Origin of the sequence: Bradyrhizobium sp. C9, assembly GCF_002532045.1 — a bacterium.
Classification (GTDB): Bacteria; Pseudomonadota; Alphaproteobacteria; order Rhizobiales; family Xanthobacteraceae; genus Bradyrhizobium.
Genome location: NZ_NWTG01000048.1, coordinates 1 through 15,035, shown reverse-complemented (window position 1 = coordinate 15,035; position 15,035 = coordinate 1). Strand labels below are relative to the sequence as shown.

General features: G+C 61.8%; 15 protein-coding genes and 1 tRNA gene. 6 read left to right on the top strand and 10 right to left on the bottom strand.

The genetic code is table 11. The annotated features are described in order from the left end of the window. Positions 1 to 1,624 precede the first annotated feature (1,624 nt). The 4 genes from CO675_RS39190 to CO675_RS39170 form a co-directional block, all read right to left on the bottom strand. A complete protein-coding gene (locus tag CO675_RS39190) occupies positions 1,625 to 1,885 on the bottom strand; it encodes a hypothetical protein (RefSeq protein WP_245453093.1) in 261 nt (86 codons plus the stop codon). A 69-nt stretch (positions 1,886 to 1,954) separates the two neighbouring features. Next, positions 1,955 to 2,227, bottom strand: coding sequence for a hypothetical protein (locus CO675_RS39185; protein ID WP_143279220.1), 273 nt, complete (start codon positions 2,225 to 2,227; stop codon positions 1,955 to 1,957). Positions 2,228 to 2,481: 254 nt separating this feature from the next. Further along, positions 2,482 to 2,688 (bottom strand): hypothetical protein, encoded by a 207-nt coding sequence (locus CO675_RS39175; protein WP_097677209.1) that lies wholly within the window; start codon positions 2,686 to 2,688, stop codon positions 2,482 to 2,484. Between the two features lie 2 nt (positions 2,689 to 2,690). Continuing rightward, a complete protein-coding gene (locus CO675_RS39170; protein WP_097677208.1) occupies positions 2,691 to 2,870 on the bottom strand; it encodes a hypothetical protein in 180 nt (59 codons plus the stop codon). 163 nt (positions 2,871 to 3,033) lie between these two features. On the opposite strand from CO675_RS39170, the gene CO675_RS39165 reads away from it, so the two are divergent. From CO675_RS39165 to CO675_RS39155, 3 genes are all read left to right on the top strand, one after another. After that, a complete protein-coding gene (locus CO675_RS39165; protein WP_097677207.1) occupies positions 3,034 to 3,408 on the top strand; it encodes a type II toxin-antitoxin system RelE/ParE family toxin in 375 nt (124 codons plus the stop codon). Further along, positions 3,405 to 3,731 (top strand): helix-turn-helix domain-containing protein, encoded by a 327-nt coding sequence (locus tag CO675_RS39160; protein WP_097677206.1) that lies wholly within the window; start codon positions 3,405 to 3,407, stop codon positions 3,729 to 3,731. The genes CO675_RS39165 and CO675_RS39160 overlap by 4 nt, the downstream gene beginning before the upstream one ends. A gap of 118 nt (positions 3,732 to 3,849) precedes the next feature. Continuing rightward, a complete protein-coding gene (locus CO675_RS39155) occupies positions 3,850 to 4,074 on the top strand; it encodes a hypothetical protein (RefSeq protein ID WP_143279219.1) in 225 nt (74 codons plus the stop codon). Between the two features lie 90 nt (positions 4,075 to 4,164). On the opposite strand, the gene CO675_RS40305 is transcribed toward CO675_RS39155, so the two are convergent. The 5 genes from CO675_RS40305 to CO675_RS39130 all read right to left on the bottom strand — a co-directional run bounded on the left by CO675_RS40305 (position 4,165) and on the right by CO675_RS39130 (position 8,837). Then, a complete protein-coding gene (locus CO675_RS40305) occupies positions 4,165 to 5,772 on the bottom strand; it encodes a hypothetical protein (RefSeq protein WP_143279218.1) in 1,608 nt (535 codons plus the stop codon). A gap of 181 nt (positions 5,773 to 5,953) precedes the next feature. Further along, entirely contained in the window at positions 5,954 to 6,274 is a 321-nt protein-coding gene (locus CO675_RS39145; RefSeq protein WP_097677203.1) for a hypothetical protein, read from the bottom strand. Between the two features lie 125 nt (positions 6,275 to 6,399). Next, on the bottom strand, positions 6,400 to 7,491 hold the full coding sequence (locus tag CO675_RS39140) for a hypothetical protein (RefSeq protein WP_143279217.1): 1,092 nt from the start codon (positions 7,489 to 7,491) through the stop codon (positions 6,400 to 6,402). A gap of 107 nt (positions 7,492 to 7,598) precedes the next feature. Next, positions 7,599 to 7,674 (bottom strand) — tRNA-Ile (locus CO675_RS39135). A 194-nt stretch (positions 7,675 to 7,868) separates the two neighbouring features. Further along, positions 7,869 to 8,837 (bottom strand): Bug family tripartite tricarboxylate transporter substrate binding protein, encoded by a 969-nt coding sequence (locus CO675_RS39130; protein WP_245453092.1) that lies wholly within the window; start codon positions 8,835 to 8,837, stop codon positions 7,869 to 7,871. A gap of 119 nt (positions 8,838 to 8,956) precedes the next feature. On the opposite strand from CO675_RS39130, the gene CO675_RS39125 reads away from it, so the two are divergent. After that, entirely contained in the window at positions 8,957 to 9,925 is a 969-nt protein-coding gene (locus tag CO675_RS39125; RefSeq protein ID WP_097677200.1) for a TAXI family TRAP transporter solute-binding subunit, read from the top strand. 126 nt (positions 9,926 to 10,051) lie between these two features. Here the strand turns inward: CO675_RS39125 and CO675_RS39120 are convergent, their stop codons facing one another. Continuing rightward, complete coding sequence (locus tag CO675_RS39120) at positions 10,052 to 11,263, bottom strand: ABC transporter substrate-binding protein (RefSeq protein WP_502693450.1); 1,212 nt, start codon at positions 11,261 to 11,263, stop codon at positions 10,052 to 10,054. Positions 11,264 to 11,446: 183 nt separating this feature from the next. Here CO675_RS39120 and CO675_RS39115 point away from each other — a divergent pair, with 183 nt between their 5' ends. Beyond that, entirely contained in the window at positions 11,447 to 12,556 is a 1,110-nt protein-coding gene (locus CO675_RS39115) for a molybdopterin-binding protein (protein ID WP_097677198.1), read from the top strand. A 9-nt stretch (positions 12,557 to 12,565) separates the two neighbouring features. Next, positions 12,566 to 14,515 (top strand): molybdopterin biosynthesis protein, encoded by a 1,950-nt coding sequence (locus tag CO675_RS39110; RefSeq protein ID WP_097677197.1) that lies wholly within the window; start codon positions 12,566 to 12,568, stop codon positions 14,513 to 14,515. The last annotated feature ends 520 nt before the right edge of the window (positions 14,516 to 15,035 follow it).

Here is a 15,035-nt window from a genome sequence, read left to right as displayed (position 1 = left end):
GGGATCGGCGCGCTTTCCGGATCGTCCTCGGCCTCATCATCCGGTTGCCTACGGCCGATCGCACGTCCGATTACGCCGACAATCACCAGCAACGCGCCCACTGCGATGAGCCAGTGCGGCAGTTGCAATGATCCCATCGTCGCCTTGATGAAATCCACCTTACCATCCAGTGTAGCGACGATCTGGATTGTAGAACTGATCGAGATAGGCGATGCCGAACATCGCCAAATCCTCCTGCTTCGCCGCAGAGGCAAGCATCTCTAAGTAGGCCCTTGTTTTGCACAGAGCCTCCGTGTCCACGTCCCGGCCATACCGAGCAACAACTTCAGCCAAAATCTTACGCAAAAAACCGCCCCCGCATCGCAATCCGTACAGTGCAGCATCCGGTTGAGTTGTAGTCAACTAGCGTTCAATGGGAACGTCAGCGTTTGACGAGCCGCACGCCAGGCCCGCCGTCGATCGACTGGCCATCTCCGAGAAAGATGACGCCGGCAGATTCGAGGGACCGACCAATCCTGCTCAATCCTTGACCTCATATTCAAATGCGACGCACTCCGCGTCGTTCTCTTGAAGCCAGGCCTCGGCGGCCTCGCAGTAAACCTGCCGGCGGTGCCTTCCCACGCGGCTGAAGTGATCCGTTTGAGTTATTGACTTGGGTGCGCTCGAGGTTCTCAATCCTTGCTATGCGAGGTGTTGAGCCCCCCAAGCCCCGACACCTCCATGCCCCACGGCCCCAGTATCTCCAAGGCTGGGGCCGTGCCCGTCTTCATGTGTGGGCACTCTTCCAGCTCAAGAGCTGGCTCCCTCTTTCAATCCCTCCACGGCGGTCTTGCCACCCACGAGCATGCTTACTGTTACTGCCGTCGGGTTCCGGGAACCGCGACCGCAACTTGCGATTAACTGCGTCACGCGGAAACAGCAGACGGACATAATTGGTCCGCAATGATCCCCGAAACGGCCGTCGGATGTATGCTGCGTATTTTCATCAGCGACGAGCCGCATCCGTCGCAGGGGCGGTTTGACGGCTATCACCAGTTCGATGGTGCCTTCTCGCGACCGACGCAGAGTTCCCCAAAGACCGTAACCCTGGATCGATACAACCCGCCTGTGAGGCAGTCCGGTTCGCGCTCACCTAGGGGCTAGGCGGACGACGGTATCGATGCGCTCCGGGTGAGCGCCGTCAGCAGACTCCCTACACGCGAAACGAGCGCTAGGCTGGTTAGGCGAACGAGCTCTTTGCTGACTAGACGTCAAGTATCGTCATCGCGCCGACTTTTTGTCAGGCTTTGCTTTATTCGTTCTGCCTCTTCTTTCGTCAGCCTCTCGGCGAAGCGGCCATCTTTTCTTAACTGCGCGGGCCCCTTTAGCTTTCGATCATAGACCATCCAGTCAGAGCTTCCTCTCCGAACGATGAACCTAGCTTGTGGAGGCGGTGCGTCGATCATCGATACCTTCCCGATTTCGTCGGGCCCCGGTTTCAAATACACACACCGGGCGACAGTTTATTCCTGAACCGGGACACTGAAATCCCCGGCACCAGCTAAACTGCAAGGCGTATGCCGATACCCTATTGCCCTTAGCCGGGCGCCGGCGATGGATCGCCGTCTCGTGCTCGGGGTTAAGATCAGGCGGTGGTGTCGTTCCCGGCCTGCAGGATCCTCACGAACGTCCCGCTCTCATGGTACTCGAGCCAACCCTGATCCTTTGCGTATTGCAGGCCGGCCCAATATTCAGCCGGCGTCGCCTTGTCCTCGTCGATCATCGGACGGTTGATCTTCTCGATGTAGATCCTGCCATCTTGGATGAGCTCGAACGCCCGGGCGTGGTTCATGATCCTGCGGGCGGCTTTCTCGGGGTCGGAGTAGGGGCGGTCTTGTTTCATCATGATTCCATCGTGGCGCTGCGCAGCCAAAAGCCGAAAACGCGCATAGTTAGTTGCCACTGACTAAAGTTGTTAAACCGCGTCCGCCTGAGTAGAGTGAGCAACCATATTTCTGATCAGTAATTGCTTGTCGTTCAATTGAAATGAGGGCGCGCCATGCCCACCACGGAAGAATTCCGCGAAGAGGCCGAAGCTCAGATCGGTCGGGCCGCCCGACAAGGGCGTCCGCATATCAAGATCAACGCAGGCGAACTGCATCGGATCGTAAGCCCGGATCAGAATAGGCACCCGATGGCCTGCAACGCCATGCGCCAGCTTATGGGACCGGCAGACGTGGTGATCCACGAACCTCCAGCCGGGGACGGTCCATCGTTCACCGTCCGGTATGCTTTGCCTCGCTAGCATCGGCTTCGTCGGGCTTGTCCGGGCGGGCCGCCGCCATCGCTTCGACCGTTTCGACAGCACGTTGGCGGCGCGCCGGGTCCCGGATCGAGCGAAAGGCCCGAAGAAGCCGGAACGCGTCTGCAGCGTCTTTGCTCAATCTTTCCTTCGTCAAGCTCGCCCTCGCATGGTCCTCAGTGTAGCTAAATTTGGTAGCCCTATTCCAGCCGATGGCCCCGAGCAAAAGACTTGGCCTTCTCTAACGCTTGGTGGCTGTCATCCACCTGCCGGACGGACCGGCGGCCAGGGTTGTCATCCCAATAGAAATAGAAGCTCTTGTCAGGGAGTTTCACCTCGAAGCTGCCGCTGTCTGGGATGCGGTCAGTGGTGCGCTTGATGATCCGGACGGAGTCACCTCCTGTCATCCTTACGGCCTCCGGAACGGGATCACCTGACCGTCTGCTGCGCAGACCACGACCTTTGCCAGGTCCATTACCTTGAACCCACGGTCAGCCAACATATCCGCGACCCCCTGACGGTCCATCTCGCGGACGATCGCCTCGGCGACCTTCATCAGGCGAGCGGTCTCTGCGGTAATGTCGGTCATGGAAGCTGTCCCGCTAGGGCGGTGGTGGGTAGGAATGGTTCCATAGGCTGGCGATTTCTCTCATGTACGCCGCGTACAACGCGGGCCTTGCATCAGGAACTTGACACTACTACGTGAGTTACGTAGAAATGCATGGTACGTTAATTACGTAGTAACCCGAACCATGCACACCGTTGCGCGCACTAAACCCTTTGATGCGGCCGCAAAGCAGGCGGAACTGACCGAAGACGAGATCTTCGATATGATTACTTTCCTAGCCGAGAATCCCGAGGCTGGGGAGGAAATAGTCGGTACCGGCGGCTGTCGCAAGGTTCGTTTCGCTGGCCGAAGCAAGGGCAAGCGTGGCGGCTATCGGACAGTGACGTTCTACACGGGCGAGACGATGCCAGTCTTTCTCATTACCGTGTTTGCAAAAGGGGAGAAATCAACGTTGACTGGCAAAGAGGCGTCGGGGCTTAAAGCCCTCACCAAGCTCATCGTAGATGAGTACAAGAAGAAGGTTTCCAGCCTGTCGGAGCGGAGAGGTTTAGCAGGATGAGTAAGAAGGCATTTGAGAAGATCGCAGCTGGCTTGACCGAAGCGCTTGAGATCGCGCGCGGGAATGCAAGGCCTACCAAGCTCTATGTCCCTGCTGAGATTAATGTTCGTGGGATCAGAAAGAAACTCGGCCTTTCGCAGGACGATTTTGCGAAGGAGTTCGGTTTCACGATCAATCAGATTCGTGACTGGGAGCAAGGTCGGTCGCGCCCGCTTGATGGACTGCGCGCCTATCTCATGATTATCGAGAGGAATCCGGAGGCGGTTCTTAATCTACTTCGTAGCGGGACCAAGACGCCGCGGAAGACTCGCAAGGTCGCCTGACAGATGAGAGCCCCGCTTCGGCGGGGCTTTTTTGTTGTCTCGGAGAATGTCAGGTGGCCCTTCTTGCGAAGCTTCTATCTAAACATTAGCCTGACAGTCGGCAAAGTGGAGAATCATGATGCCTACCATTAAAGCTCGCGTCTTGAGATATGAGCCATCAGAAGAGGGATTACTGCGCCGCCTCGGAGCCGCGCTCGTGGTGCATTGGGATACGCTCTCTGAGGTTCAACAGGTAATGTTTCTGCACCAAGCAAACATGATGTCTGACAAAGATGAGACGGTTCAACTCAAGGAGCAACTCGAGCTGTTCATTAAGAAATATAAGGCGACTGGCGAGGACTAAGTACCGCGCGGACCTTGGAGCTTCGACTTGCTGAACTGGTCTGCCGCATCGGGCGCAGCATCTGTACGCCCGATGCGGCCATTCTAAGGTTTATAACTGCTCCCACAAGCTTTGCGACACGGTCTCACCTCGGAGCATTGTCCCGTCCATGTAGGCCGGCGCATCAAGCGATAGCGGGCTGCGGATGTCGCCGTAAGCCCGGCTTGGGTTTTCCCTGTTGTGCTTCCTGATGAGATCTTTCACCCGAGTGGGCACATCCTCCCGGCGCAAGCGACGCTCAGTCAGCTCGATCCAGATATCGCTCACGATTTCGTCGCGGTCGTGCCGGGGTAGATAGCGTGGCGTCAAGCTATAGAGCCATTCGTAATCGCCAGGCTCCGCTACATAGACGGGGATATCGTCAACGACGCGACGCGATGCAGTCGAGGCAAACTGCAGCGCTTCAGTATTCGTGATGAGTCGGCGGCCGGCTCCGTCTCTCGGGACTTCAATGCAATGTTCAAGGATGAACCGGTTAAACTCTGGGTTTTGTTGCCGGGCAGTTCGATAGGTGCCGTATGAGCAGATCGCCTTCCTGCCCGCGGCTGGCTTAATAATGTCACTGATCCGCATGTTCGTCAGGATCGCATTGCGAATGGCCCGATCTTGCTCTGGGGTCATTATCTTCCCGCGAGCCACGTTTTCGCTGTTGCACACTTTGCAATAGCGCGTCCCGTTGCTCATCTTGAAGCCGACGTTATCTGGGGTAAGCGGATGGCCCTTTGCGCAGTGCGTTCGGAAGGCGAATGATTTCCCATTTCCTCGTCTATTGAAGGCGATTAAGGCATTTCGATCCGCGAGCGCCTGAGCTTTCTTCCCCCACTCCGGGTGCTGTTCACAGTGCCTGAGGAAGGCCTTTCTCGAACAGATACTATCTCTGTGACTTGTGAGGATACGCAACGTTTCGCCGGCCTCCAAACGCTCGAGGAGGATCGCTGCCTCGGTCGAATTCATCGTGAAGACTTGGCCAGATGAGACCGCATGAGCGCATGGCTTGCAGAAGCGACTGACTCTGCCGTGCGCGGCAGGGTAGAAATTCGACAATGGAAGGTCTTTCTCGCAGCGGCGGCACACTTGGGAATGCTTGTTCGGCGCGGTTGATTTGTCGATTGGGCTAGTGAGCGGTGTTTTGAGGTCCTTTGCATACTCGAAGATCTGCTGCGCTGAAAATCGGCCGCCCTTTTCCCATTTTGCGCGGCACGTCTTGCATTCTCGATGCTTCCAAGGATTGCGCTCGTCAATGGCGACGTTATCGGGAGTGAGTGCATGACCAAAATGGCAATGTGTCCGAGACGCGGCATGTTGTTTTGCGGCCGCCACCACCCGTGACTTGGCATTAGTTGCAGCTAACGCCAGTGCCTTCTCGCCCCATTGTGCGTGAAGTTGGCAGTGCTTGAAGAACGCCTTGCGAGAACAGATCGGCTTCCCGCGGAATCCGCCAATGATCGTCCGGAGTGCTTCGCCGCTCTCAAGGCGCGCCATAAAGGTCGCGGCCTCGGTTGCGTTCATTGTAAAGACATCCCCGTTGCAGATGTCGCTTGTACATGCCTTGCAGATAGTGGCCTCGGCTTTCCCGTTGCCACGGTGAAACGAAGTCACCGGAAGATCTAACTCGCACTTACGGCAATGCCTGATCTCAGCAGCTTGTGGGATCGTCATGCGATCGCTCCGTTGCGCGGAATTGCGCACGCGGAGCCGAATCCTGAATCGAGTCGGCGGGGTGTTCAGATCGAGTCCGAATGATCGCGAAATTGGAGCGCCATTAAAGCGTGTCATCACGATCGGAGCAGGGGCTATTGTAGAGCCCGGATCGCCTGCCTGGATTTACGCGAGGGAAGTCTCAGTAGTGAAATCCAGTCCCTCGCTCGTCAACAAATAGGTTGAGAGCTCTGCCGTCTGGTTGCATGGATTTGGACGCACACCACTTTTTGAACTCGTCGGGGCGCACAGTGACTCGAACAGCAAAGAACCCGCGCTGCTTAAGATCTTGCTCTCGGTTCTTAGCGAGTTCGTTCCAGCGGGCATAGCTCCGGGACATATCGTCGGGGAAGTTCAAGATATCAAGAATGCCCGAGTAGTCCTCCGGCTCAAACCAGGCCAACGGAATTCTCAACTTTCCACCCTTGAGGGACTTGTTGCTGCGTCGCTTGAACGAAGGCATTTGTATCCTCGCAAAATCGATCGTTTGAAATTCGGTCAGTGACCAGCGCGATCGCCGTCACAACTAATAGGCAAATGCCCATGCTAGTGAAATGGACCGCGGCGGTGCCCGGGCGTCCCGTCGCGCTAGTTTGATTCCTTAATCGACTTGGCGATTGCCGGCATTGAGCGCAAGTCCTGGAAGAAGACCGGCTTCACCGGGATTGCGCTGGCAGTGTCAGCCTCCTTCCCCAGGCGGATCTCGCTCAGCTCGGGCGAGACAGCTATGTATATGCGTGTCGGGGCGCCCTCAGATTTGCCCCAACCGTTCAGGGTGGCCATATTGAGGGGCGACAGAAATAGGCGCGCTTTATCCGCCTCGTCCGAGATCTCGGCGAGTGTTGCAATCAAGCGGAGTTTCTTGATGATCTCCTTACGCTCGTCATGGTGCAGCGCCTGAGCATACTCGGGTCCAAAATTGATGGTGCGCACGACCTCGATCACCTTCTCCGCGCGCGGGGCTAGCTCGCTATGATCTGGCTTCAACATAATCGCGCCGCTGATAGGGCCGTATCGAGTGAGGTCCTGAACGGAAACTGCCGTCTGATTCCCGGAGCGATCAACACGCTGCTCGATACGAGTAACCTCAAGCTTCAGTGCATCGTCCGCTCGAACATGACGCCAGAGATCGAAACCTATGAGGCGGGGCACGTTCCGGGAAAGGATCGCCCTGATCCGATCTATCTCCCTCAGGACGGGCAGGTTCTCGGAAGCGGCACTGATAGCCGCTGGTACTGCGCCGATGTTATCGAGCAGGTAGCGTTCCGTGTTCTTGCGGTCTTGCTCCTCGCGGAATGACTGGAGAGCCGCCGCGTGTCCGTGAGCGTCGATTGCCTTGAAGCAGTCGGGCCCGATCAAACGGATAAGCTTTTGCTCCGGAAACCAAGCAATCTTGCCGTCCTTGTAGAACCAGGGCGATCGCGGCTTGCAACATGGGCAGGGCGACCACTTGTCTTTGTGCTTGGCCCCGGCGTGGGATGCCGGCAGGGTGAACTCACCCTTGTAACGGATGAGAGAGCCCTTCTCGGGCTTTGTGTGGGTGTGCCCTCGCCAAAGATAGGGCGTCCCAGTCTCACGAACGAAAGCCTTAATCTCGGAGATGAGATCGTCGTCCGGTTCCTCGGCAAACCATGGCTTTGGCATCAGCGCACCATCGGGAATATCAATGTCGTTCGGCAATCACCGGATTCCTCTTTTCGAAACGAAACAGGTACGCAATCTGTGGCGATAACTGAGGCGGTGCCATCCTGCTAATCTTCAGGACGCTCGTAAGCACTTGAACTCATTGGTGGGCCCGGCAGGACTCGAACCTGCAACCAGACCGTTATGAGCGGCCGGCTCTAACCATTGAGCTACAGGCCCCGCCGCCGCGGGCCGCGGGGCGCGGCCGGCAACGGTGCGGGCTCCGTTTACAGGGTACGCGGGGTTTCGGCAATGCCACCCCCAGGCCCTGCACCGCCGCCACGTCTCACAGGCGGCATCGCTGCAACACCCGCGGTAACCATCGCCCGGCAGCCATCGTCCGTGACCATCCGGCGCGTTCCGCGATCGGCGCCTCAGTCCACCGAGACACCGGCGAACTCCACCACCTTGCGCCATTTCTCGGTCTCGTCGGCGACCAGTCTGCCGAACTCGGCCGGGGTCATCGGCTTCGGGATGCCGCCGACCTCGGCGAGGCGCGCCACCAGCTTGGGGTCCTTGAGGGCCTCGCCGACCGCCTTGTTGAGGGTATCGATGACTTCCGGCGGCGTGCCCTTCGGCGCCGATATGCCGTAAAAGCCGACCGCCTCGAAGCCCGGCACTGTCTCGGCGATCGCCGGCACGTCGGGCACGCCCGGCCAGCGCTGCGGCGAGGTGACGCCGAGCGCGCGCACGCTGCCGCCGCGCGATTGCTCCAGCGCCGACGGCAGATTGTCGAAGATCAGCTGCACCTTGTTGGAGATGATATCGGGGAAGGCGATCGCGGAACCCCGATACGGCACGTGCTGCATGTCGCACTTGGTCATCGCCTTGAACAGCTCGGCCGACATGTGCACCGAGGTGCCGTTGCCGGACGAGGCGTAGGCGATCTTGCCCGGATTGGCCTTGCAGTAGTCGATGAACTCCTGAACCGTCTTCACCGGCATCGCGTTCGAGACCACCAGCATGTTGGTGAGCTGCATGATGCTGGCGACCGGGGTGGTGTCGCGCAGGAAGTCGTAGGGCAGCTTCTTGTAGAGCGAGGTCGAGATCGCATTGTTCGGCGCGACGAACAGCAGCGTATAGCCGTCCGCCGGCGAGTTGATCGCGGCGGCGGCTGCGATGTTGCCGCCGGAGCCGGCGCGGTTCTCGACCACGAATTGCTGGCCGAGATGATCCGACAGCCACTGGCTCATGATGCGCGCCACGATGTCGACCGGGCCGCCGGCGGCAAAGCCGATCAGCCAGCGCACCGGACGGTTCGGATAGTCGGATGCGGACGAGGGGGCAACGGAGCCAAGGCAACAAATCAAACCAAGCAACGCGGCACGTGCGAACCGGAACATCGTCTCTCCCGTCATTTTCTTGTGACTGTTGCCTTCATGGTTTCACAAAACGCTGGCTTTGCCTACGACCCCGCCCGTGCGACGATAGTCGCGCTCATGTGCAATGCTTGAGGCTCGGGATGAAATTCGCTGTTATGATCTGCGCCGGCGCGCTGCTGCTCGCGGGTGGCGCGGCAGCGCAGGAGGGGAGCAAGACCATTTCCAAAACCACGATCAGTTTCGCCACGGCGACGCCGGGTGGCGGCTTTCCGCTCTATGGCAATGCCTTCGCCGAGGTGATGAACGCGGCCGATGCGACGCTGTCGATCGAGCCGCGCAACACCAAGGGCTCCAACGAGAACATCCCGCTGCTCGAGGCCGGCGGCGTCGACATCGCAACCGTTGCGGGCGAGCCGTCCTACGAGGCCTTCATGGGCATCGGCCGGCCGAAGGCGACCAAGCTGAAGATCCTCACCGCGATGTATTCGAGCCCGGGCATGTTCGTGGTACGTGCCGACAGTCCCTACAAGACGATCCAGGACCTGGTCGGCCAGCCTGTCGCGTTCGGCGCCAAGGGTTCCGGCCTGCCGATCCTGTCGCGCTACATTCTCGACGGCATCGGGCTGAAGCAGGACGAGGACTTCAAGTCGATCTATCTCGATCGCGCCGGCGATGGCCCTGCGATGGTCGAGGACGGCCGCGCCGCGGCGCTGTGGGGCGCCGGCATCGGCTGGCCCGGTTTCAGCAAGATGGCCGACAGCGCGGCTGGCGCGCGCTTCATCGCGCCGACCGCCGACGAGATCGCCCGCATCCGCGTCAAGCACACCTTCCTGAAGCCGCTGACGATCCCGGCCAGCAGCTACCCGAAGCAGACCGCGGCGATTTCCTCGGTCGGCTCCTGGAGCTATATCCTGGTCCGCGAGAGCCTGCCCGACGATGTCGCCTACCGGCTGGCGAAGACGCTGCACGGTGTTGAGGCTGATTTCTGCAAGAGGCTCGCCCAGGCTTGCGAGACCACGGCAGCGAACACCGTCGCCGCCGCGCCCGACATCAATCTGATCCATCCCGGCGTGCTGAAGTATTTCAGGGAGATCGGTGTGGCGAAATGATCTCTGCATGGGCGCGTCATCGCGTCTATGCAGAGGTCATTCCGGGGCGCGCGAAGCGCGAACCCGGAATCTCGAGATTCCGGGTTCGATGCTGACGCATCGCCCCGGAATGACGACCTTCGGTCGTCACTTCTTGATCATCGAACACGCCGGGTCCGGCGGGCCGAACGCGTCTTCGCCCGAGATCTTGGCCAGGATCTTGTAATAATCCCACGGATACTTCGACTCGGCCGGGGTCTTGACCTGCACCAGCCAGAGATCGTGGACCATCAGATTGTCCTCGCGCAGTTTGCCGTTGCGGGCGAAGAAATCCTCGACCGGCTTCTCGCGCATCTTGGCCGCGACCTTGAGCGGATCGTCGGTGCCGCTGTCCTTGATCGCGTTCAGATAGGCGGTCACCGACGAATAGACGCCGGCCTGCCACATCGTCGGCATCCGGTTCATCTTGGCGAAATAGCGCTTCGACCATTCCCTCGTCTTGTCGTCCATGTCCCAGTAGAACGAGGTGGTCAGCAACAGGCCCTGCGCGGCCGACAGGCCGATCGAGTGGACGTCGGTGATCAAGGCCAGCAGCGCCGCCATCTGCTGCCCGCCGGCGAAAACACCGAACTCGGCGGCGGTCTTGATCTCGTTGGTGTTGTTGGGCGGGCCGCCGGCAATCCCGATGATCTTGGCCTTCGAGGCCTGGGCCTGCAGAATGAAGGACGACAGGTCGGGCGTCGCAAACGGCGGCCGCACCGCGCCGAGCACCTTGCCGCCGTTCTTGGTCACGATCGCGGAGGCGTCCTTCTCCAGCGAATGGCCGAACGCATAGTCGTCGGTGATGAAGAACCAGCTGTCGCCGCCGCGCTTCACGACTTCCTGCGCGGTGCCGACCGCGAGCGCGCGGGTGTCGAACACCCACTGCATCGCATAGGGCGAGCAGAACTTGCCGTGGAAGTCGGTCGCGCCGGTTGAATGCGTGATGAACAGCTTCTTCTTCTCGTTGGCGATGTTCTGCACCGCGAGCCCGACCGCCGACACCGGCACGTCGACGATCAGGTCGACCTGATCGACGTCATACCAGCGCCGCGCGATGGTCGCGCCGATGTCCGGCTTGAGCTGGTGATCGCCGACGATCACGGAGATTGGCTTGCCGAGCACCTTGCCGCCGAAATCGTCGACCGCCATCTGCGCGGCGGTGACCGAGCCCTGTCCGGTCGGCGTCGAGGCCGGGCCGTTCATGTCGGTCAGCACGCCGATCTTGACGATGTCATTGGATACCTGCGCCGACACGGCCGAGGAGGCCAGCAGCGCGGCTGCGAGCGTCCCGAACATGGCAAGTTTTGTGGCGTTCATTCTGTCTCCCTCCTGAATTGGCGCATTGGCCATTATGGTTGTGCCGGGCCTCCGGGACCCGGTCATATTGGTTTCTTTTGCAACTAGTTTGGGGTCCGCGTCAACGCGCCATCGGTCTAATGACGGAGGTCCGGACCGGCCCGAGGCGGTTTCTTTCGGGGCCGATTCAGTCCATAGCGGGCCATGGTCACCGCCCAGCGCCTTCCGGCTTCGCTCACCCCGCTCGATGCGGCGCTGGTCGCCGTGCTGCGCGATCTCGCGCCGGTCCAGCCGGTCGAACTGCCGCCGGCCGATGCGCTGGGCTGCATTGCAGCCGAGATGCCGGCCTTGCGCGCCTATCCGCCGCACGATGTCGCCGTCGGCGACGGCTGGGCGATGCGCGCCAATGATCTGGTCGGTGCGTCCTCCTATGCGCCGCTGCCGCTGGCCGGGCCGCCGGTCTGGGTGGCGGCCGGCGCGGCGATGCCCGACGGCACCGACTGCGTCGTCGATGCCGATGCCGTCGATACCTCCGGTCCGCTGCCGCAGGTGCTCGGCGAAGCCATCCCGGGGCAGGGCGTGCGGCGTGCAGGTAGTGACATTGCGGTGGGGCGTGCCGTGATGCCGGCCGGAGAGCCGCTGCTGCCGCGTGGTCTGCTGCTCGCGCGCGCGGCCGGACTGGAGCTGTTGCGCGTCCGTCGGCCTCGGCTTCGGATCGTCAACATCTGCAATGGTCAGCTGACCGCGCAATTGATCGCCGACACCGCGCGCTTCGCGGGTGCCGAGATCGTCTATGCCGAGGCGACCCCCGATGTGACGGCGATTGCTGACGCACTCGAGACCGCCGGCTGCGACCTGATCGTCACGATTGGCGGCACCGGCGTTGGCCGCACCGATGCGGCGGTGAATGCGCTGGCGAGCTGCGGTGTGTTGCTCGCGCACGGCATTGCGCTGCAGCCTGGGCGCACCGCAGCGGTCGGCCGGATCGATGCGACGCCGGTCGTTGCCTTGCCGGGCGCGCCGGATCAGGCTTTCGCGGCTTGGTGGGCGATTGCGCTTCCACTGCTCGACCGCCTGTCGGGCCGGCGCCCACGTCAGACATTGGCGCTGCTGCTGGAACGCAAGATCGCCTCCGGCGTCGGTATTGCAGAGGTCGTGCTGCTGACGCGTCGGCAGGGCTGCTGGAACCCACTTGCGATCGGCGACCTGTCGCTCGATGCCATCGCGCGCGCCGAAGGCCTGCTGATCGTGCCTGGTGCAGCGGAAGGCTTCGCTGCGGGCACGCTTGTCGATGCCTATATGTTGCGGGAGTGAGTTCCCGAGATGACCCATACGTTCACGCCGAAACCCAACCCATCCGTCGAGCAGGACCAGTTCCTGACCATCCTGTCGCGCGAGGAAGCGATCGCGCGCTTCGAGGCGGCGCTGTTTCCGCGCCAATTGCCGTCCGAGGCGCGGCAGCTCGCCGGCGCGCTCGGCCGTGCGCTGGCGGAGGACGTGGTGGCGCCGATCGACGTGCCGCCGTTCGATCGCTCCAATGTCGACGGCTTTGCCGTGCGCTCGGCCGATCTCGCAAGCGCAGCCGAGGGCGCGCCGGTGCACCTCGCGCTGAACGACGAGATCATTTCGTGCGGCACCGCGCCGACCCGGCCGGTGCTCCCGGGCACCGCGACCGCGATTGCGACCGGCGGTCCGGTGCCGCGCGGCGCCGATGCGATCGTGATGGTCGAGCACACCCAGCCCGCCGGCCATGATGCGATCGAGGTCCGCCGCGCGGCGTCGCCAGGGCAGTTCGTGTCCTATGCCGGCTCCGACATCGCGCGCGGCGAGGCGTTGCTGCGCGCAGGAACGATCATCGGGTCGCGCGAGATCGGCATGCTCGCGGCCTGCGGCATCGCCGAAGTTGCCGTGGTGCGGCGGCCGCGCGTTGCCATCCTCTCCACCGGCGACGAACTGGTGCAGCCCGGTGAGACGCTGCGGCCGGCCGCGATCTACGACACCAACGGCGCGATCGTCACCGCGGCGATCGCCGAGAACGGGGGCGATGCGTCGTTTCTCGGTGCGATCGCCGATAATGAGGCGATGCTCGAGGCCGCGATGCGCAGGGCGCTGGCGGACAGCGACATGCTGGTGCTGTCGGGCGGCACCTCCAAGGGCGCGGGCGACGTCTCGCACCGGATCATCACAAGGCTCGGCAAGCCCGGCATCGTCGCGCATGGCGTGGCGCTGAAGCCGGGCAAGCCGCTGTGCCTTGCGGTCTGCGACGGCAAGCCGGTGGTCATCCTGCCGGGCTTTCCGACCTCGGCGATGTTCACCTTCCACGACATGATCGTGCCGATGCTGCGGCGGATGGCCGGCCTGCCGCCGCGGCCGGATGCCAAGGTGGTGGCGAGGGTGCCGGTGCGCATTGCCTCCGAGCTCGGGCGCACCGAGTTCGTGATGGTGTCGCTGGTCGAAGGCGCCGACGGCCTGATCGCCTATCCCGGCGGCAAGGGCTCGGGGGCGATCACCTCGTTCGCACAGGCTGACGGTTTCCTGAAGATCGAGGCGCTCGCCGACCAGTTGCCGGCCGGCAGCGAGGCCGAGGTGACGCTGTTCACGCCGCATGTGCGGGTGCCCGATCTCGTGATCGTCGGCAGCCATTGCACCGGGCTCGATCTCGTCACCGCGCCGCTGGCGCATGCCGGCCTTGTTGTGCGTTCGATCGCGGTCGGCAGTCTCGGCGGGCTCGCCGCCGCCAGGCGCGGCGAATGCGATCTCGCTCCGATCCATCTGTTCGACGACAAGACCGAGACCTACAACACGCCGTATCTGGCCGATGGCCTCGAGCTCGTGCCGGGCTGGCGGCGCATGCAGGGCATCGTGTTCCGCAAGGACGACACGCGCTTCGCCGGCCTGAGCGCGGAAGGGGCGGTGCGCGCCGCGCTCGCCGATCCCGCCTGCATCATGGTCAACCGTAACCAGGGTGCCGGCACCCGCATCCTGATCGACCGCTTGCTGGCGGGCAGCCGGCCCGACGGCTACTGGAATCAACCGCGCTCGCACAACGCGGTTGCGGCCGCGGTGGCGCAGCATCGCGCTGACTGGGGCATGACGATTGCGCCAGTCGCCCGTGCCTCCGGGCTCGGTTTCATTCCGCTTGCCGAAGAGCATTACGATTTCGCGCTGGTCACGGCGCGCAAGCAGCGGCCCGCGGTGCAGGCTTTCCTCGACGCACTGGCGTCGGAGGAGGGCCGGGCGGCGTTGGTGGGTGCGGGGTTCAGGCCGGCGTAGGCGGTCCACGACATTCACCGCCGTCGTCCTGGCGCAGGCCAGGACCCATAACCACCGCATTCGATGATGAACGGGATTTTCGGCCCCCGCATCGCGCAACAATTGAGATTTGGGGTAATAGGTCCTGGCCTTCGCCAGGACGACAGTGAGTGTGCATTGCCAACATCTTCAATCGTCGTTCCTGCGAAAGCAGCGACCCATAACCACAGGGTTCCGTTGTTGAAGAGAGCTGTGGCTCCAGCGTCGCGCAACGACTGCCATTTGTGGCTATGGGTCCCAGCCCCTGTGCGCAATTGCGCACTAGGTCGGGACGACACTGAGTGTATCGCACGATCTGTGAGCCACGCATCCGCATTCTCGCGACATGATCTGCCCGAGCTTTGCTCTTTCATTTCGCCCTCCCTTGAAGAGGGCGCAGGGAAAGCCGGGTGCCGATCGCACCCATGGGCCCCGAGCAATGGGGTAGAAAGCTCGGGGGTAGGACCACAGGTGTAACCGGAAACAACCCGGCTTTCCCTGC

What these genes read in the sequence shown, in the direction of transcription:
- CO675_RS39190 (WP_245453093.1), bottom strand. Translation starts at nt 1,885, where the DNA reads ATGATGAAACAAGACCGCCCCTACTCCGACCCCGAGAAAGCCGCCCGC.
- CO675_RS39175 (WP_097677209.1), bottom strand. Translation starts at nt 2,688, where the DNA reads ATGACAGGAGGTGACTCCGTCCGGATCATCAAGCGCACCACTGACCGC.
- CO675_RS39170 (WP_097677208.1), bottom strand. Translation starts at nt 2,870, where the DNA reads ATGACCGACATTACCGCAGAGACCGCTCGCCTGATGAAGGTCGCCGAG.
- CO675_RS39165 (WP_097677207.1), top strand. Translation starts at nt 3,034, where the DNA reads ATGCACACCGTTGCGCGCACTAAACCCTTTGATGCGGCCGCAAAGCAG.
- CO675_RS39160 (WP_097677206.1), top strand. Translation starts at nt 3,405, where the DNA reads ATGAGTAAGAAGGCATTTGAGAAGATCGCAGCTGGCTTGACCGAAGCG.
- CO675_RS39155 (WP_143279219.1), top strand. Translation starts at nt 3,850, where the DNA reads ATGCCTACCATTAAAGCTCGCGTCTTGAGATATGAGCCATCAGAAGAG.
- CO675_RS40305 (WP_143279218.1), bottom strand. Translation starts at nt 5,772, where the DNA reads ATGACGATCCCACAAGCTGCTGAGATCAGGCATTGCCGTAAGTGCGAG.
- CO675_RS39145 (WP_097677203.1), bottom strand. Translation starts at nt 6,274, where the DNA reads ATGCCTTCGTTCAAGCGACGCAGCAACAAGTCCCTCAAGGGTGGAAAG.
- CO675_RS39130 (WP_245453092.1), bottom strand. Translation starts at nt 8,837, where the DNA reads ATGTTCCGGTTCGCACGTGCCGCGTTGCTTGGTTTGATTTGTTGCCTT.
- CO675_RS39125 (WP_097677200.1), top strand. Translation starts at nt 8,957, where the DNA reads ATGAAATTCGCTGTTATGATCTGCGCCGGCGCGCTGCTGCTCGCGGGT.
- CO675_RS39120 (WP_502693450.1), bottom strand. Translation starts at nt 11,263, where the DNA reads ATGAACGCCACAAAACTTGCCATGTTCGGGACGCTCGCAGCCGCGCTG.
- CO675_RS39115 (WP_097677198.1), top strand. Translation starts at nt 11,447, where the DNA reads ATGGTCACCGCCCAGCGCCTTCCGGCTTCGCTCACCCCGCTCGATGCG.
- CO675_RS39110 (WP_097677197.1), top strand. Translation starts at nt 12,566, where the DNA reads ATGACCCATACGTTCACGCCGAAACCCAACCCATCCGTCGAGCAGGAC.